Raw genomic sequence first — 18,581 nt, 5'->3', positions numbered from 1 at the left:
AAATCCTATCGCAATTTAGGTTAATGGGGGGCTATTTATTGTACCCGATAATGCAAACTTACTGGAACTGGCGGTGACACGTAAGGCGCCGCTATTTCTATACTATATTGTGGCAAAAAGGCTGTGACAGGATAGTGGTGTGGCATGACTTATCAACCAGCCAGCCAGCGTCCTGGACGGTCTAAGCACCCTAGCCAAACTCACAGCCTGAGACAGCCTTGGCCACGCTGCATACGGCGGTGGTCTGCCCAGACATGACTCAGAGCTTGTTGCATGAGAGACCGGACCTGTAGGTGCAGTAGTCCGGCAATTTTTGACAGCGCGTTAAGATGTATTCAACACGCATGAATGGATACGAAAAGCGACATTGAAATTAATCTGGGACATCTTAACCAAGCCGCAATTCATCCTGAAAAGCACGACCATTTCAATAAAGTGAGGGAAGGTTCCGGGCAAAGACGGGCACTCCAGTGGAGCGCCCTTTTTTGCTTAATCGATGTCACCAATCCTGTCCGGCCTAATCATGTAAACTCGGACTGGACGTGACCCTTCGGGCAGACGGACATTTTTCTGCAAGCGACCACCAGTGTCACCAGTAAGGGCACCCCTTTCCCGCAAAAGTTTCGCAACATAAACAGGATCAAGACCTGCACAAATTTCTGTGCGCCAAGCCTGTGGAGTAACGTAGTAAACCATCCCGTTCGTATCTTCGCGATAACCGCACCTGTCACGGACGGTGGTGTCCATATCCGAGCGTGATTCATTATCTTCCCCAATACCGTCGGCATTTTCCACACGCTTGATCTTTTCGAACCGGCTTGCCCCGTGGCTCTCAAAGAACTTTGCGACCTGACGCAGGGCAGTAATTTCCTCGGTGGACCCGTTGGTGCCACGCGCAGCAAGCCATGCTTTGAAGCAGCTCATTGCTGCCCGTACAGCGGTTTCTTCAGGCCAGGCGACGATCTTCCAGCGGGCCGCAAGAGTACCAGCTGCAGCGGCAAGGCCAAAACGACGCGCAATCCGCCTGACTTGAGGATCTACTTCAAGATCTACAACATTCTTTACAAACGTCGAGATGATCATGTCGATCTCTTTTTTTGCGCCGTTCGGATTAGTGACCAGATGTTCGACAAAGGCAGGGCCAGCATGACCATAATGAGTTTTTGCTTGCGCCGTAATCCACTCGGCAAATGTTGCCTCACTTTCATGCTCACCAATACTCTCGAAGGTCTGCTCTTCGGATACGGAATGGGGAATATCCACCAATCGCACCGCAATGCCACCTGTGAGTGCGGAGCTGTCCCGCCCTCGACCGCGGCCTTCAAGGAGGGTGGCGACAGGCTCTTCGCCGGAAGACAGCATCATGGCGAACCACTGCGCGGAGGTGGTGGCGTTCCCCTCACGGTTTGCACGGGCCTTTCCCTGTCCATTGGACATACGGTAAATCGCTTCGCGAACCTCATCACTGCTTGCGACTCCGATCTCGTCGAGCGCGATAAAGCTATCGGAGTGCTGAGCAGCGATGGCTTCGCCGCCATTGGCAGTCATTGTCCAACTGCGCACGGCGCCATCGCGGCCACCCCCACCCCAGACAGATGCCGCCGTGATGAGCAGGCTGGTTTTGCCCCGCGACGACCGATCATAGAGGTGAAAGCCCCCGCCGGTTTCACCTATGACTCTTGCAAGAGGACCAGAGAGTGCAACGCAGATGCCAAAAACAGCACGAGAGGAACCTGCAACGGATTTAGACAAAGCACGCCATCCGTCGAAGCGACCGCTTGTCTTGAAAAAATGTTCTGCGTTGTTGTTTTCCGGGGGCAAAATGCGCGGTGCGCCTTCGGGTGAGATCACACGGTCCGGCAACACAAATGACTGCTCCTTCCATCCGCAGCGCGTTGCAACCTCGACAATGGTATCGGTCTGAGCGTAGGCGAAGTGCTCTCTCAGTGCCTGACGACCTTGCGGGCACTGGCCACAGATAACTCCGCGGCGCGCGAGAAGCTCGCGCATCTCGCGGCCGTCTGAAGCCGTCATGGCATCAGGAATTACAACTGTTTCCCACGTGCCGAGCGGTGTGAGATAGGCCACTACTTTCCCCCAACCTGCACCATCGGCTGCAGTCCTGCTGCGTCCGATCACTGCAATAGGAGAGGCGACAAACACAGTCACACGGTCACCGCGGTTATTTTCTACTTCCTTTGTAAGGCCGTTATCATTCAGCGTCAGGATTTCAGGGAGATCGACCTTATAGCCGTAAGCCTCAAGGAGATGAGCATGAACCGATGGGGCAGGTGGGATAGCCTCCTGCGCTACCAGCGTATCAAGAATATCGTGATCCGGCAAAAGTGGGAGGGTATCAATCCCGTTGAAAGTCGCGCCTGCTTTGCGCATATCTACGATGTCACCCCTTTTGGGAGCGCTCCCGATCTTATCTTTCAACAGCGCCTCGATAGCGATGACACGGACGCTGTTTGCCCCGGCTTCATGCAATATTTTGACCAAAGCAATTGCTGCCTTTGCACCAGCTTCGTCGTGATCCGGCATGATCATGACATTCCGTCCCTTCAGGGGAGAAAAATCTGCTTTGCGGACGCTATTGGAACCACCGGGCCATGTCACGACTGCTACTGTAGGAAATGCTTCCTGCGCAGAATCCGCACATGTTTCACCTTCTACGATCAGTACAGGGGCATCAGACATCGTCGCTAAAGCAGGGCGGCCGTAGAGAGAGCGCGGCGCGGGAGGGGCTTTGTACTGCCATGTATGAGAACCGTCAGGATTGGCAACGAAGATGGCGGGACGAAACGTTTTTACAGTTTTCGTGGCATCTTCCGGGTCAGGGGCCTCAAGACGGAACACCTGAAAAAGGGTATCGCCCTTCTCATCGTAGTAGCAGTGAGCCGTTGCAAAGTGAGGATGATTGAACAGATCACATGGTGGGGCGTTCGGGGGAACAGGTGAGATCATAGTCGCGTTTGTGTCCGGCAAAGAGATATCGCTCATGCGTCCACCCCCAGTTCGTCAGCAAGCAGGCGCGCTGCCTCAATCTGGGTCAAGCCCTCCAGATAGGCCCGAAGGCTGATAGGATCGCCGCCCTGTACTCCCGGGATTGCGAACTCTGCCCACATCCCAGTATCAACATTGATCCTGAAACTTCCGGGACGCCTGTCGTTGCGCGTAGGGTTGCAGGCCACCCATTCTCTTGACTGAAGCCTTCCGCTAGGAAGCCAGCGTGCACAAAGGCTCTCGAACATGGGCAATGCTGCGTCGTTCACAGCAAGGAAAATATCCTTGCCGTGCCGACGGAGCCGCTGCTTCGTATTTTTCTTTGTCTTATTTTTTGAAACCAGGCTGGGTGAAGACACCTGCCGGCAGAGATCAAGGGGATGCTTATGCATATCGCATACTCCATCAATAGTAGGCATTGCCCACGGTAAAAGAATATGAGACGATCATAACGAAGACCCTAATAGCTCCGGGTGGAAGTGATTGGCGTTACACCACCCGGACATCTTCGATAGCCATCTCATGGCTCATGATTTTATATTCTCGCAAAGCACTGTTGCGGCAAGAGAGTGACCGGATCTGATCTAATTTCTTTGTGGATAAGTTTTTAAGTGACTGAAATATAATGTTATTTATCGGACGTTAAAAATCACTCTTTCTATATGTAGAAGAGTAGAAGGCTTGAAGCGCATATCTTTTTTCCTAGATATCGTTCCCACTGTTCCCACCCCAAAATCCAAAGAGTATGCTCCTGATGGATCACCTTTCTATGACGCGTATATGTGCTCTACAGGCCCAGCTTTTCTTTTCCGAACTACGTGGTAACGACGGGAACAATGGGAACGGGAAAGGCTGCATAAGAGGGCAGAGCAGCTTTGCCCGATCGGTTAATAAGATATTTTACTGCCCAGCGATTGTTAAACGATCAGCCTTTGTGGGGATCAGTTCGCCAAAGCATTCTCTGCGGAGTCGCGGCTGATGGAATGTGCGGGGCTGTTTGCGGGACAACCATATGCCATCTTCCTGCATCCATTTGCGCAGCGTCTCACGGGACACTTTAAAACCGCGATGTTCGGCCAGCATCTCAGCCGCCTGGGGCGGCCCGAAGTCTGCGTAGCTCTTTTTGATCAGGCTCAGCGCGTAGTCACGGTTGGCTTTGTGGATTTGATTGTTCGGTGATTTGCCGCGCGCCTTGTGCCGGATCGCGGACGCGCCATTCTGGCGATACAGAGGTGGTCCTAGATTTTGGACCAGTTTGCAGCCTTGCTAAGATGGATCAGGTTTTCATTTAGGCTGCTAATCTCATTGGTTCTGTTTTGCTGACATAGACTTCATCGGGGGTCAATATGCCGTGCGTCGAGTGGGGGCGCTCGGCATTATAGTAGGTCAGCCATTTTCCGATACCCGCGCGCATTTCTGAACCTGTCTCAAAGGCATTCAGATAGACGCATTCATACTTCAGCGACCTCCATAGGCGCTCGATCATCCGGTTGTCGCGCCACGCGCCTTTACCGTCCATGCTTATCTTGATTTTTGCGTCGACCAGCACGTCGATCCAAGCGCCGCTGGTAAATTGGCTGCCCTGATCGGTGTTGAATATCTCCGGCTTGCCGTACTCGGCCAATGCTTCCTTCAAAGCCTCTACGCAGAAGTCAGCATCCATGCTGTTTGACAGCCTCGATGCCAAAACCTTGCGGCTGCACCAATCCATTATTGCGACCAGATACAGGAAGCCCCGCCGCATAGGAATGTAGGTAATGTCTGCGCACCAGACTTGGTTTGGTCGGTCGATCACCGCATTCCTCAGCAGATACGGCCAGATCTTATGTTGCGGATGCTTTTTGCTGGTGTTTGGTTCCTGATAGATCGGAACCAACCGCATGAGGCGCATCAACCGGCGGACACGGTGGCGACCACATGGGTGATTATTGCGCTTCATGTACCGAGCCATCTGACGCGACCCATACCAAGGCGTTTCCAAGAACTGCTTGTCGATGATTTCCATGACTTGCAGATTTTCTGCGCTTTCGCCGACAGGCTGATAGTAAAGGCGTGACCGCGACAGCTGCAGCAGTTCGCACTGTTTACGCATACTCAACTTATGATCACGGCTCACCATTTTTTGCCTCGCGTCCCGAGCAACTGATGCGAGGCGTCCGCTAAAAAATCCCGTTCCACCACCAGCTGGCCAATCTTGGAATGCAACTTGTCGACGTCAGCAGCACTGACCGGTTCGGGCGCTGAGCCTTTGCGGGTAAAGGCAGTCGACATGTTCTCTATCGCTGCACGCTTCCATGTGCCGATCTGAGTGGGATGGACCCCATATTTCTTGGACAGTTCCGCCAGCGTCATCTCCTCGCGGATCGCTTCAAGTGCAACCTTGGCCTTGAACTCAGGCGAGTGGTTCTTTCGTTTCTTCATTTCGGATCACTTCTTTCATCATGCGATCCACCTTAACGACTGGTCTGAATTTCTGCGACCACCTCTTACCGCTTCAAAAGCCTGAAAACTTGGCGTCGTGTCAGATCCAGCATGTTCGCGGCATTGTCGACTGACAGACGACCATCATCCACTTGTGCCAATACTTCAACGCGGTTTAACTCGCGCTCGCTCATCATCACCCATCCCATGTCCGCTCATCCTCACATCGTTTTGCCAGGAGAGTGACACTTCTGCTTTGCTCTGGGGTGACATTATCGCTTGTGAACTCAAGTTAGGTTGCGACATTTTTCTATCTTAGTTTTCTGATTTCTTCGGCGAAGGCTTCGGCCGGCGTTCGCCATCCTAGGCACTTCCTTGGCGTTCCGTTCAAGCGGTCACAAATCGCCATTATATCGCGATTTGAGAGCGCGGCGATTGGTGTGTCACGAGGAAGATAACGACGGGCACGTTTGTTCAAACTTTCTACGGACCCTTTTTGCCAAGGTGCCTGCGGGTCGCAGAACCAGGCTTCGGTGCCGATCCCCGGTTCGAGCTTTCGCCAACCTGAGAACTCTATCCCACGGTCAAAAGTGATGGATTTGCGCGCGGTTTGGGGCAGGGGCTCCATGATATTCATCAGCCGTGTCATGAAGTGCTTTGAACTTCGATCATTGTTGCGGAACAGGACGGCGAAGCGTGTTTTGCGTTCGACCAAAGAGGCCACGTTTGCCTTGCCCTGCTCGCGGCGAAAGATCATCAAATCGCCTTCCCAATGACCAAACTGACGACGGTGGGCGACATCATCGGGACGGAACAAAATGCTGACATCACGGTCAAACTTTGACTTTTGGCGCTTACGGGCACGACGCGGCGTCCGGTTCTTTCGATGCAAGGGCAGGTACCACCAAAGTTCTTGATCCATGCCTTCTTTGGAGTAGATGTAGCGATAGATCGTTTCTTGGCAGACACGTTGTTTGTCGCCTTCATAGATCATCCGATTGCCGATTTGCTCGGGCGTCCAGCCTTGTTTGATCCGTTCAATCACGCGCTTACACAAATCAGGGTGTCGGATCAGTTTGCGTTGCCTGGATCGGCGTTTCTGGGTGCGCTGGTGTGCTGCCATACCAAAGTATCCAGCATACTTCTTGGGTAAAGAGTCATCCGCCCAAAAGTTGCGTTTGATCTCGCGAAAGATCGTCGATTTGTGACGCTTCAGAACGCGCGCCATCTCAGCGACAGGGACCTTTGCGAGCCACCAATCTTCAATTCTACGACGTTCTTGCATGCTCAGTTGCGTGTAAACGGTTCCCATGCGATATTCCTCCTATTAGATAACTCATTGTTTTCTAATAGGAGTCGCACTTCAAAGTAGCGCGCACCCGGCTACACATGACTTACACATAAGGTTTATTATGTAATGAATATTAGTGAGCTGATATAAAAAATTGATTACCGTTTCATATCGGCTCATGCATCAGATCAAAAACAGCCCCGCCAACCTTTAGGTTGATCGCATCCATATCCACACCAGCGGCCATATTGTCTAGCCGGTTAGCCGGTAAATGGCGAACACCTCTTCTAAAGTGGCATCACCAGCCCCTGATGTGTTGGCCATATTGGTCTGGGATTGCGCGTGTGTTGCATTGGCCCCCTAGAAAGCCAGCACATCACCGGCGGAGGCATCATGATCCTGAATCCAGTCCGATCCGTGATCGAAGGTGCCAGGTTGAAAAAATTATCAACGCCGCCCCACCATCGAGGGGGGCGATCTCCAGGTTTTCGGGCAACCCCCTGTCTGTCGCCCAGTGTAATCCGCTGCGGGCCACCAACAGGAAGCAATACCTGCGTGTATTCTATATTTTGTTCCATGACGCGCATTCTCTCAAGCGATTTTGGCGCGTGCGGGAGGGAGGCGCGCAGAAGTTTATCGATCAGACCAGATCAGACAAATCGAACAGGATCGGGGCAACAGAGCCGCCTTCTGTGGCAGGCAGACGCAGCAGAATTTGATCGATCTCTGACTCGTTGCCAAAGGTAAAGACACTTTGGAAACCGTTCTCGCTGCGAATACCAAGATTGTAGTCCCGCGTTTCCAGACCGTTTGCGGTGAGCGCGGTTGTATAGAGCAATTCGATGCTGTCACGGTCCACCAGATCACCGTCCAGAACAAGGAAGTCGCCCTCGTCATAATTATAGTCGAGGATGCGTAGCTGGTCGCCGCGCTGGGTGGAAGCATAGAACCGGTCAGTGCCCTCCCCGCCCGTGGCCACATCCGCGCCCAAGGCGCCAAAGATGAAATCATCCCCTGCGCCGCCTTCGATTGTATCACGGCCTTGTCCGCCGGTCAGGATATCATCCCCCTCCCCGCCAAAGATCATATCGTTGCCGCCACCAGCCAACACACTGTCATTGCCAGCCTGCCCTGCGATGACGTCCTGGCCATTGGTACCCAGAACAGTGTCATCGCCGATCCCTGCATCAATGTCTGCACCACTGCGGCCGTAGTAATAGTACGAATTTCCCTGATCATTCAGGAAGCTGCCATCAATCATGTCGTCACCGTTGCCGCCCGTGACGGTACTGTCGCCGCTACCGCCAAAGCGGATGATGTCATTGCCATCGCCACCAGACAGATCGTTTGAGCCGTGTCCGCCATTGATCAAGTCGTCACCTTCACCCCCGATGATGGTATCGTCGTCGATACCGGTGCGCAGCGTGTCATTTCCTGCCCCTCCGTCGATGGAGGCGCCAACCCGTTCATTACCATAATAATTCTGGCCAGCTCCGCTGGAGGTGATCAGATCGTCCCCCTCCCCGCCGGTAATTATATCCGGGCCGCCCTGACCCTCGATCGTGTCATCGCCGCCCAGACCGTCAAGGACATCGGCCAAGGGCCCGCCCATCAACAGATCGGCCTCATCCGTGCCTGTCAGCGTAAAGCCAAACGGCTCCCCGTCGCGCAACAAAATCTGCTCTACCCCTGCTACGCCTGTGTTGCCGATGCGGGTATCAAGATCATTGAATTGAGTGTTTGATCTGTTCAGATTCAGAAGTTGTCGAAACCCAGATGACCCGTAATAGCTGTAAATATCTACGTCGAAATAGGTATTACCGTCCCCGCCGTAATCAATCTCGAGATAGCGCAGGATGATTTCGGAATCTCCCTCGCCACGGTCGATAATCTCGGCCTGAAATGTTTGCCGCGGCGACTCGATATAGGACAGCCCCACATTGTTCCATGTGATGACAACACTATCGCGTTCTTCGTTGGTATCAAAAAAGATACCTACATTATCTTCCGTATTCTCGGTGGCGTGCGCATCAAGGTCACGGCTAAGAACATATAGCTCGCCCTGCGTGTATCCCGCCGCGCCGACAAGCTCCATGCCGCCGTAGGTATTGACGCGAAGCTGAGTGACTGTTCCACCGCCAAAGCTAAGCCCGTCTTCGAATATGCCTGTGATATCGAAAAGTTGTTCTCCATATCCGTATTGGCCAATCGACAATTTGGATTCACCGAATTCCAACAGACTATTGTCCAAGACAGATGTGTATTGCAGTTCGTTGCCCATAATAGGCACCTCTCAAAATGTGTAGCTGTCAGGATAATTCCCAGACCGTTTGAATAGCGTAATAAATTTATCCACTAACGGTAGAATTCATTATGGTGCTTTTATAGTCAAGAAAGCAGTTTTTCTACATTGCCAGTCACCGTTTGCGCATGTCAGTTAGGATGCGTCCGCCATGAAATGCAAAACATCTTATTGCCAAAATAGGATGCTCACGGTGCAACAGTGAATTTCAGGAGCTCCCATGACAACGCATTTAAGCGACGTCGATGCCGCAATCGGTCATTTACCTTACATGAAACGCGCGCAGGCGGACCGCCTTCGGGAACTCATCAGAAACAACAATGCACGCCGCATCCTCGAGCTTGGCTTTTTTCATGGCAAAAGAAGTGCCTATATCACCGCCATTCTGGAGGAACAGGGCGTTGGCCATCTGACGACAATTGATCTGACGTCAGCGCGCACAAAGGCGTAAGCGGTGCTTTAACCCCACGTTGATCAGTTGATCGTCTTTTTCGGCTTCCACCGTTTTGCCAGCTTGAGCACTTCGAAGCGCAGTTCGTCTGCTGGTGGTGTGCTTGGGTCGAACGCACCGCCATACCATTCCTTGAGACTTGCGTGTTCGGGATGTTTGGCATCGGCCATCGCGTCCAGGAACTCTTTGTATCCGGGGAAGCCGCCGACGTCTTCTGGCGGGCATAGACCTGAGATGTCTGTCAGGCGGGGGTAGAGGTCGCCCGGGTTGGGATCGGTGAACTCCCCGATTTGCAATCTGTGTTCCCAGCTATCACCGAAGTCGTAGATGTAGCGGATACTGCGCGCGCCGGTGTCTGTCAGCACCTCGGCCAATGTGGTTTTGTTGGCTGGCAGGTCATCACCACCAAAGTCCGGATCGGGCAGCCCCCAGGTCGCGCCCTCTGCCTCAAACATGTACAGATGGGAATTGATCCAACCCATAGCGGCCTGCAGCGTCAGGTGCAGGCGGTCGAGGCGGATGTCTGATGGCACCTGCAGAGTGCGGGTGACGGTGGGTTCGATGTACTCAAGCGTGACCTTGATTTCGATGATGCTCATGACCGTCGCCTTTTTGCCTGAGCCGATTGTAGCTCCAAGGCAGCAAGGCGTCGATATCTGATTGTTTATGGCCGCTCACAATGGCTGTAAGCGTTTCCGCCAGATATGCGTGTGGATCGACTGCGTTGAGTTTGCAGGTCTCGATCAGGGAGGCGATGACGCCCCAGTTTGCCGCTCCGGCGTCATCGCCAGCGAAGAGTGCGTTTTTGCGGTTCAAGGCGATGGGCCGGATCGTCCGCTCCACGGCGTTGCTATCCATTTCGATACGTCCATCAACAAGGAACAGCATCAAGCCGCTCCAGTATTTTGCGATGTATTTGAGCGCTTCGCCCAGAGGGGCTTTGGAGGAGACGCGGGCGCGATTGGCGGTCAACCATGCTTCAAACACTGCGATCAGCGGGGCTGACTGATCTTGTCTTGCCGCCAGCCGGTCCTTGTCGGTCAGGCCCCGGATATCCTTTTCGATGCGGTAGAGGGCGGCGATCTGTCTTAATCCCTCTTCGGCGATGGGAGCTGTGCCGGATTGCGCGACCTCGTGCAGTTTGCGCCGTGCATGGGCCCAGCAATAGGCCAATGCAACACGGTCATTCACGCGTTTGAACAAGCGGTTGTAGCCTGCATAGCCATCGACTTGGAGGATGCCCGAGAATCCTTTCAAAATATCATCTGCATATTGGCCGGACCGCCCCGGCGCGTAGGTAAAAGCCACGCCCGGCGGTGACACGCCAGCCCACGGTCGATCATCACGGTCCAGCGCCCAGAAGTATCCGGTCTTTGTTTTGCGCTTGCCGGGATCCAGCACTGGAGCGCGGGTCTCATCCATGAACAGCTTCGAGGACCGCTTCAGGTCGGTGATCAGCGCATCAAACACGGGCCGCAGTTCATAGGCCGCTTTGCCAACGTACCCTGCGAGGGTCGAACGGTCCAGATCGATACCTTGCCGTGCGTAAATCTGGGCCTGACGATACAGCGGCAGATGATCCGCGTACTTGCTGACCAACACATGCGCCACAGTGGCTTCCGTGGGCATGCCGCCTGGAATGAGGCGCGCGGGTGCAGGCGCTTGGACGACCCCGTTCGTGCAGGACCGACAGGCATACTTCGGGCGGCGTGTAACAATGACCCGGAACTGCGCCGGAATGATGTCGAGGCGTTCGGACACGTCCTCACCAATCACATGGCGCTCGGCACCGCAGCCGCAGATTGTGCTGTCAGGCGCAATCACCTCTTCGATGCGTGGCAGATGTTTGGGGAGCGACCCGCGATTGGTCTTACGCGGCTTTGCCGTGGGCGGCGCAGGCGGATCAAGGGCTTCGTCTTCGGCGTGAACCGCTGCCATTGCCGTTTCGATGTCTTCCAGCGCCAGCTCAAATTGCTCAGGACTGGCTTTCTCGGAGCGCGCGCCGAACAAGGCGCGTTTGAAGTCAGCGACCAACTTCTCCAGCCGCTGGATGCAATCTTCCTTGCGTTCAATAACAGCGTCCCGATCCGCGACCAGCGCATCCCGCTGAGCAATCTCAGCCTGAGAAGCCAAGATCATGGCCTTCAGTGCATCAATATCATCTGGAAGATTTGAACCCGTTATCATGGCGGATACCTATCAAATGATGCCACCAATCACCCGTGCAAAAGCCTGCCTGATTCACTCTGCCGCAGTCGGCGGGCGTGCTGCCAAAGCCTTCACTTTCCGCCAGTCCAGCCCGGAGAACAGCGCCTCAAATTGAGCGTGGTTCAGCGCCATCAGCCCGTCTTTGATCGCAGGCCAGGTGAAGGTATGTTCCTCCAGCCGCTTGTAAGCCATCACCAGTCCGGTGCCGTCCCAATACAAGAGCTTCAGCCGGTCCGCTCGCTTTGCGCGGAACACAAATACCGTCCCGGTGAACGGTTCTTTGCGCAGCTCGTTCTTGACCAGTGCCGCCAGTCCGTCATGACCTTTGCGGAAGTCCACAGGTTTGGTCGCCACAACGATCCGCACTCGGTTCGACGGAAACATCATGCGCGTGCAGACAGGGCATGCACAATCTCGGCAATCCGGTCCGGCTGGGTCCCGGCATCCAAACGAATAGTGATTGCACCATAAATGATCTCAACAGCACGTTCCGAAGGGGCCGCAATCGGCGCTGCCTCAGGTGCCAGCACCACAGGGGCAAACTCGGCACCCACCAAATCCGGCACAACCAGCTTGCCGTCCTTCGCCAACCGCCGCCATGAGGACAGGTGATTGGGCCGCAAATCATGCCGCTGTGCCACTTCATTGACCGTCACACCGGGCACCAGCGTCTCGGCAACAACACGGCCCTTGAACGCATCAGACCAATTCCGCTTGCCAGACGGGCCAACCATGACCTCCATCCGGCCAGCGTCCTCCATATGGTGCTCTATATGTCCTACCAACGCCGTCTCCATCCAAATCTACACATGGAAACGGACTCGCAGATCAAGCAGCCGTCAGGAAGGTGGGGTCAGCGCACCGCTTACACAAAGGCTCCAAACATCACTGATATTCTTGCTGAACTGAAGCTCGGCCACCGTGTCACACCGGTCTTTGCCCATCGCTCCTATACGTGGGAGCTGCAAAAGATGTTACGCGCACGTCCACGTCCTGTTTTTGATCTGTGCTATCTGGACGGAGGGCACAGCTGGGATGTTTCAGCGCTAGGGGTCTTCCTTGCGGATCGTTTGATCAGACCCGGCGGGCTGCTTGTGCTGGATGATCTGGATTGGTCAATTGCGACCTCTCCTGCGTTTCAGGAAGGCCCCGAAACTCTCGGTCAATTCAGCAGCGATGAACAACAAGCCAAGCCGGTGCGCCTCTTGTGGGAAGAAGTGCTGCCCGATCTTGGCTATAGTCATTTTGCAATACACCCCAATCTGGGCTGGGCGATTGCCCGTAAGCGCGACACAAAAGCTGTCGTACCGGCAGATTAAAACGTCTGGTCGTAGTCGCCCACACCGGGCTCGGAGCGGATCACATCGTCAATCGCCTTAAAGATCGCGCGCAGCTCGGTCTCTGATTCAGCGCTTTCACAGACCACCACCAGATTGGGCGTATTGGAGGACGCACGCACCAAACCCCAGCTGCCATTATCAAGGATCACGCGGGCACCATTCACGGTCACAACTTGTGCAACCTTGCGGCCTGCCAGCTCTGTCACGCCTTCAAGCTTTGACACAATCCGCTCAAGGATATCGTATTTTTCCTCATCTGCGGCATAGGGTGACATTGTGGGCATGGAATAGGTCAGCGGCAGCGCACGGCGCAGATCGCTCATGGACATGTCAGGGTTGCGGTCCATCAGTTTGCACACTTCAACAGCGACACGCATCCCGCAGTCGTACCCGCGCCCGATAGGCTCTGCCAAAAAGTAGTGGCCCGATTTTTCAAAGCCCGCGAGCGCGCCCAGGGCATGCACACGGCGCTTCATATGGGAGTGGCCGGTCTTCCAATAATCCGACTTGGCACCATTTGCCTTGAGTACTGGATCAGAGGCAAACAGCCCTGTTGATTTCACGTCTGCTACAAAGGTCGAGTTGGGATAAATCTTGCTCAGATCACGCGCCATGATGACGCCCATCTTATCGGCGAAAATCTCTTCGCCCTCATCATCGACAACACCGCAACGGTCGCCATCGCCATCAAACCCAAGGGCAAAATCAGCACCTGATGCTTTGACAGAAGCGCTCATGTCATGGAGCATTTCCATGGCTTCGGGGTTCGGGTTGTAATGGGGAAATGTGTAATCCAGCTCGTTATGGCTTGAGACAACTTCGACGCCGATCCGCTCGAACAACTCAGGTCCAAAGGCGGCGGCCGTACCGTTGCCAGTAGCGCAAACGACTTTGAGCTTACGGGTCATTTTGAAGTCACCCACGAGGTCGTCAAGATACGCCTCACGCACGCCTTCAACAAATTCGTACTTCCCGCCGTCGCGCAACTCACCCTCACCGTTCAGGACAATATCGCGCAATTCATTCATCTCGTCAGGGCCGTGGGTCAGTGGGCGTTCAAAGCCCATTTTCACGCCTGTCCAGCCATTTGGGTTATGCGACGCAGTAACCATCGCCACTGCAGGCGCGTCGAGATGAAACTGCGCAAAATAAGCCATTGGAGAGACAGCAGGACCAATGTCTTTGACATGAATGCCCGCCTGCATCAGCCCCAGCATCAGGGCGTTTTTGATGGACAGCGAATAGTCACGGTAATCATTGCCCACAGCAATGACCGGATCAATCCCGCGGCGGTGCATCTGTGTACCAAGGCCAACCCCCAACGCGGTAATACCTGGCAGGTTGATCGCCTCCGGGTATTGCCAGCGCGCATCGTACTCACGAAACCCCGTCGGAGCGATCATTGGATCGCGCAAAAACTCCCAAGTGTTTGGAGCAACAACAAGCAACGGTTTGATCATTTTAAATTTCCAATCGATCAAAATAAGAGAGGTCAGGCAGAGTATTAATCCGGCTTAAGAGCAGGGACTATTTCTGCCCGTTCATCCGGTCTAGCACAAGAACATGGGCTAGCTTAGCCCAAATCGGAGATTGCACCTGATTACGGTAGAGCTGGATTGCCTTCGCATTCGGCGGCGTTATTTTGAAATCAGGTTGCACCGCGCTGCGGCGTTCTGCAAGGCGGGCATTAAGCGGGGCAAAATGCTTCTCCAATTCAGCAAACTCGGATTGCGTGAACAAGCAGGGAGTGACATCTAATCCAGCCTCTTCCTCGAAGGCAGTTGTCGCACTTACCAGTAACCAGTCAGGTGCAGTTTTAGGTTCTGCCATGATGTTACTGACCCAGGATGCCAGCGGATGAGGCGAGACATTTGAAAGCCCCCCATTTACCAATTCAAGTGCATCCGCTTTTAAGTCTACGCCCAGATGACGCAGCAAATAGCCGATAATACGCCCCTCCGCACGTCTACATGCGTTGAAGTCCAGCAACGTGATTTCTTCTGGCGCAAAGGTTTTTTCAAGACGGTCTAGGATCAGATTGTAATCCACCACCAGCCCCATCGACATACCATTATCAATCGCAGGTTTTGATATCTTCGAGGGCCGTGGCGGGTTATTGCGACGGCTCAATTCAAGATATATCGACTGCATAAACTGCCACTGAGTACGCAGGATACATATCACCTCAATCTCGTCAAAGAGGGCAAGCCGTTCACGTACGGCAGCAAAATCCACCGCGGCCCCGGGGTTATTGCGCGAGAATTCCTCCGAGCTGAGGAACACGGTAACATCACGGTGTGCATATTCTTCGGCGATATTGCTATAGGCATCCAGGCTGGTGGTGTCGGGCTGGTAAACTTTTGGCAAGTTCGACCAATCATAGACTAGCCCGTGATGGCCTGTTACCCGCCCCATCCGCGGATATATCAGCCCATGTTGCTTCAGTAGCGGTGCATTCTTATGGAACATGTCCTGAATGGTAGTCGTTGCCGTTTTATGCGTTCCAATATGAAGGACAACCTTAGACATCGTTATTCTCCTTGCCCACTTTTTCTTCCAACATACGAAGTGCCATATCACCATAAGCAGAATTAGGCTCTATCACAGCTTTTTCGGCCCATTCATTCCAGGCGTTCACAAACAGCTCCTTGCGGTATGAGCCTGAGATACGGTGTCGTTTTACCTCGTCCAGCCAAACACCGAACCGTGCTGGATTGGCACCATAGGCCATATGCGCCTTATACCCGCGCCGCGCCGAGTTATCCCAACTGGGCATCACACCGCAGATGGTATTGTCGGGCAACCCGTTGACATATTCCTTTGAAACCGAATTCTTGATGACTTTATTGTAGTCATAGACCAGCCCTTTAAAGCCTGTGCGTACATCACGCCCCAGCTTGTTGCCTTCAGGACCGCCAAACACATAATCGTCCATTGTGACGATACCATGAGGAGGCATTTCGACCCAGAAATCAAACAGGTCATCTGCGACAGGCGCGTCACCACCAACGTGGAAACACACAGCACCCAATTCGACATCTCCGATGCCTGCAGCCGCCCATGCGCGGCGCATCTTTGCGACCGAAGCGGCAGGATCAGGCATGTCTTCAGGCCGGTAGATCACAAAACGCGGACGCACCCCGTCGGGCCGTATATAGCGCGGGTCGCGCATATACTTCAGACTGTCATCAACCAGCTTCTGCTCAAACCCGCGCTTATAGGTTTGCTCCAGCAAGACGGTCCCCGACAGCCCGTCCCAGTTACGCCGCCAGCTCTCGTTGGCCCAGCACAAATAGAACGGGAAGTTGATTTCGGGACGCTCAAGCAGCTTGTCCAGTGGCGCCTCCAGCACGCGGCGCCCGTCGAACCAGTAGTGGTAGACACAAAACGCATCAACACCATGTGCCTGCGCCAACGCCGCCTGCTCGCCCATCACTTCGGTGGCACGCAGATCATAAAACCCCAAATCTGTCGGCAACAAGGGCTGGTTGTGGCCGTCAAACATGGATTGTGCAGCAACTACCCCACGCCATTCGGTAAAGCCTTTGCCCCACCATGCATCGTTTTCCGGAATCGGATGGAACTGCGGCAGGTAGAAAGCGCTCACAAAATCGGGCTGCGTCATATCACTGACATTTACACCCGTGTTCAGCTGTCCGTCACGGATTTGTGCCACCTGTGTGGTTTGGCGGATCTCCATATCCGCCGCATCCGAAAGAAACCCCATTGTGCGCTCCAGCGCATGGGCCAACGTGCCGTCAACCTGCGCCATCTCCGGGTCAAACTGCTCGACATGCAGGTTCATCGCCTTCAGAAGACCCACCACCACAGGCTTCATCCAGTAGATCGAGCCTGCAGGGAAGGACAACCGTTTGCCGGAGATTTCCATCTCGATGCGGCGCAAAAGGCTGCGGGTCGTCTCAAGGTTGCTGCCCCACCATTTGGTGTCGTCAAAATGCTGCCCATCGGCAACCCAGAAGGCTGCTTCTTCATCGGCGATAAATGTCTCGAGCAAGCCTTTCAGGCCCGCATCGGGCAACACACCGTCAATCAGGTGGCGCCGCCAAATTTCGCCGTCCTCGCGGTGCGGTGATTTTTTGGTGTGAATTTTGCACACCGCCTTGTAGCCCGTCAGCGCACCCGCGTTTACCAGCGTCAGAAACGGCAGGATATCACGGCCACGGTTTTCAAGCGGCACCACAACCGTGGACGGGAACTCTGCTCTGATCTGTGCTGCCAATTCCTCCGTCTCATCTCCGCGGTAAGTCAGCGTGATGAACAGGTCATGCTCTATGTCCAGACCGTCAATCTTGGCTTTGAACTCGGGCCACAGGTCGGGATAATAAATGTGCATAACGATCGCCACATCTGCCCGCGTACGTGACGCATCGAACCGCAGCTTGGGGGCCAGAACCGCAGGCATTTCTTCCACCTTAGGTAACTCTTTGGTGATGCGGTCTTCTTTATAGCCAATGCTTGCGTAATGCAGGAATGGCGACATATTTTGCATGGCAACATCAGGATTATACCGCAGATATGCTGAGGGCGAGAAATCGGGATTAGGCCGGTAGCCCATCAATTCACCGTACACCACATAGTGGCGCAACAAGAAGGGCCTGAACAACGCATGTACCTGCGGGTAGGCACCAGCGTAATAGATCGGATCAAACAAACCGCTCTCACGCCCGGCCTTAACCGCGGCCCACTCTGACGTTTTGAGAAAGAAGATGCGCAAAAACCGCAGCGCGCGCGCTCCCACTGAGCCTGGGGTCATAACTGGATTCCTAAATTTTTTTTCGCATATCAACTGATGAAGAACTAAGCAATTCGTTCTACACATCTCTTATAATTCCAAGATATCCTTATGATAGCGGTACAACAAAAGTAACCCGAAGATAGTCGGCACGCTTGCAAACGCAAAAACATAAACGGGCGAGGCATATGGTGCATCATAGGACGCATAAAACCCCGATCGCATGATTGAAAGAAGGTGAACCAGAGGATTGTAGAGCAGCAAGCTGCGGTATTGCTCAGGCAAAGGTTCAATAAGGAAGAAAATTCCCGATATCAGGAACAGCGGGCGGTTCAGAACAGCCCAGAGCGTCCTCCACACTGGAAACATAGCGTTTAGGACGCTGTTCATTAGCCCTATCCCCACACCCAGAGCAATTGCCATGTAAATAGCCAGACCGATCGCTCCAAAATCATAACTTACAGCTTCGGATGTCCATAAAAGTACCCCCGTAATGATAATTAATCCGACGATCAGTTGCGTGATGACTTCCAAGATGAGACGCGCGACAAGTGCATCAATATATGTCACCGAAGGGTAGGCCAAAAGTGGTTTGGAAAACTGTACAGCACTGGAAATTTTCATTGAAATACCCCCATAAGCCAGAAAAGGAAGCATACCCGTTGCATAGAACAACAAGAAACTTGACCCTAGAGGCGGTGTGCGAAAGATATACGAGAAGACTATCGACATCATTAAGATTCCCCCAACAGGCTCCAAGATGGTCCAAATATATCCGCCAGGCGAGCGGCCATATGATGTAGACATTT

The 18,581-nt window shown here is 53.8% G+C and carries 15 protein-coding genes and 2 pseudogenes; 2 read left to right on the top strand and 15 right to left on the bottom strand.

Translation table 11 applies throughout. The features are described 5' to 3' along the window. Positions 1 to 489: 489 nt before the first annotated feature. From Z948_RS0100095 to Z948_RS0100055, 7 genes and pseudogenes are all read right to left on the bottom strand, one after another. Entirely contained in the window at positions 490 to 3,003 is a 2,514-nt protein-coding gene (locus Z948_RS0100095; RefSeq protein WP_025057552.1) for a DUF927 domain-containing protein, read from the bottom strand. Further along, on the bottom strand, positions 3,000 to 3,398 hold the full coding sequence (locus Z948_RS19125; RefSeq protein ID WP_025057551.1) for a hypothetical protein: 399 nt from the start codon (positions 3,396 to 3,398) through the stop codon (positions 3,000 to 3,002). Before Z948_RS19125 ends, Z948_RS0100095 begins: the two co-directional genes overlap by 4 nt. Positions 3,399 to 3,945: 547 nt before the next feature. Beyond that, positions 3,946 to 4,230 (bottom strand): annotated as a pseudogene (locus tag Z948_RS19120) (ISNCY family transposase); the annotation flags it as partial. Between the two features lie 64 nt (positions 4,231 to 4,294). Continuing rightward, positions 4,295 to 5,427 (bottom strand): IS3 family transposase gene (locus Z948_RS0100080; RefSeq protein WP_245604531.1). Its coding sequence is split into 2 segments (ribosomal slippage): positions 4,295 to 5,148 and positions 5,148 to 5,427, totalling 1,134 coding nucleotides; the frame shifts between segments, so codons are not numbered across the junction. 68 nt (positions 5,428 to 5,495) lie between these two features. Then, a pseudogene (locus Z948_RS18830) lies at positions 5,496 to 5,636 on the bottom strand (helix-turn-helix domain-containing protein); the annotation flags it as partial. A gap of 101 nt (positions 5,637 to 5,737) precedes the next feature. Further along, positions 5,738 to 6,739, bottom strand: coding sequence for an IS30 family transposase (locus Z948_RS0100065; protein ID WP_025057547.1), 1,002 nt, complete (start codon positions 6,737 to 6,739; stop codon positions 5,738 to 5,740). A 619-nt stretch (positions 6,740 to 7,358) separates the two neighbouring features. Further along, a complete protein-coding gene (locus Z948_RS0100055) occupies positions 7,359 to 8,999 on the bottom strand; it encodes a calcium-binding protein (protein WP_025057546.1) in 1,641 nt (546 codons plus the stop codon). Between the two features lie 241 nt (positions 9,000 to 9,240). Here Z948_RS0100055 and Z948_RS0100050 point away from each other — a divergent pair, with 241 nt between their 5' ends. Next, positions 9,241 to 9,471 carry a hypothetical protein gene (locus tag Z948_RS0100050; RefSeq protein WP_025057545.1) on the top strand — a complete coding sequence of 77 codons (231 nt, stop codon included), beginning with the start codon at positions 9,241 to 9,243 and terminating at the stop codon, positions 9,469 to 9,471. Positions 9,472 to 9,494: 23 nt separating this feature from the next. Here Z948_RS0100050 and Z948_RS0100045 read toward each other — a convergent pair whose 3' ends face one another. Genes Z948_RS0100045 through tnpA form a run of 4 tightly spaced genes read right to left on the bottom strand, consistent with a single transcriptional unit; the run spans position 9,495 to position 12,464 of the window. Next, a complete protein-coding gene (locus tag Z948_RS0100045; RefSeq protein WP_025057544.1) occupies positions 9,495 to 10,070 on the bottom strand; it encodes a plasmid pRiA4b ORF-3 family protein in 576 nt (191 codons plus the stop codon). After that, entirely contained in the window at positions 10,039 to 11,658 is a 1,620-nt protein-coding gene (tnpC, locus tag Z948_RS0100040; RefSeq protein ID WP_025057543.1) for an IS66 family transposase, read from the bottom strand. Before tnpC ends, Z948_RS0100045 begins: the two co-directional genes overlap by 32 nt. A 54-nt stretch (positions 11,659 to 11,712) precedes the next feature. After that, entirely contained in the window at positions 11,713 to 12,066 is a 354-nt protein-coding gene (gene tnpB, locus Z948_RS0100035) for an IS66 family insertion sequence element accessory protein TnpB (RefSeq protein ID WP_025057542.1), read from the bottom strand. Then, positions 12,063 to 12,464: an IS66-like element accessory protein TnpA gene (tnpA, locus tag Z948_RS0100030; protein WP_245604529.1), complete on the bottom strand. Its 402-nt coding sequence runs from the start codon at positions 12,462 to 12,464 to the stop codon at positions 12,063 to 12,065. The genes tnpB and tnpA overlap by 4 nt, the downstream gene beginning before the upstream one ends. Before the next feature lie 24 nt (positions 12,465 to 12,488). Here tnpA and Z948_RS0100025 point away from each other — a divergent pair, with 24 nt between their 5' ends. Further along, positions 12,489 to 12,998 carry a class I SAM-dependent methyltransferase gene (locus Z948_RS0100025; RefSeq protein WP_156023565.1) on the top strand — a complete coding sequence of 170 codons (510 nt, stop codon included), beginning with the start codon at positions 12,489 to 12,491 and terminating at the stop codon, positions 12,996 to 12,998. Here the strand turns inward: Z948_RS0100025 and Z948_RS0100020 are convergent. The 4 genes from Z948_RS0100020 to Z948_RS0100005 all read right to left on the bottom strand — a co-directional run. Continuing rightward, positions 12,995 to 14,479, bottom strand: a complete 1,485-nt coding sequence (locus Z948_RS0100020; RefSeq protein WP_025057539.1) for a phosphomannomutase/phosphoglucomutase — start codon at positions 14,477 to 14,479, stop codon at positions 12,995 to 12,997. The two genes, Z948_RS0100025 and Z948_RS0100020, sit on opposite strands and share 4 nt — an antisense overlap. 67 nt (positions 14,480 to 14,546) lie before the next feature. After that, the gene (locus Z948_RS0100015) at positions 14,547 to 15,548 is read right to left on the bottom strand and encodes a hypothetical protein (RefSeq protein WP_025057538.1); all 1,002 of its coding nucleotides are present in this window, start codon (positions 15,546 to 15,548) and stop codon (positions 14,547 to 14,549) included. Continuing rightward, positions 15,541 to 17,793: a glycoside hydrolase family 99-like domain-containing protein gene (locus Z948_RS0100010; protein ID WP_025057537.1), complete on the bottom strand. Its 2,253-nt coding sequence runs from the start codon at positions 17,791 to 17,793 to the stop codon at positions 15,541 to 15,543. Before Z948_RS0100010 ends, Z948_RS0100015 begins: the two co-directional genes overlap by 8 nt. Before the next feature lie 69 nt (positions 17,794 to 17,862). Further along, positions 17,863 to 18,581, bottom strand: a 719-nt coding sequence (locus Z948_RS0100005) for an ABC transporter permease (protein WP_025057536.1), incomplete at its 5' end; no start/stop codon positions are given.

Origin of the sequence: Sulfitobacter donghicola DSW-25 = KCTC 12864 = JCM 14565, from assembly GCF_000622405.1 — a bacterium.
GTDB lineage: Bacteria > Pseudomonadota > Alphaproteobacteria > Rhodobacterales > Rhodobacteraceae > Sulfitobacter > Sulfitobacter donghicola.
This window is presented reverse-complemented; position numbering and strand designations above follow the sequence as displayed.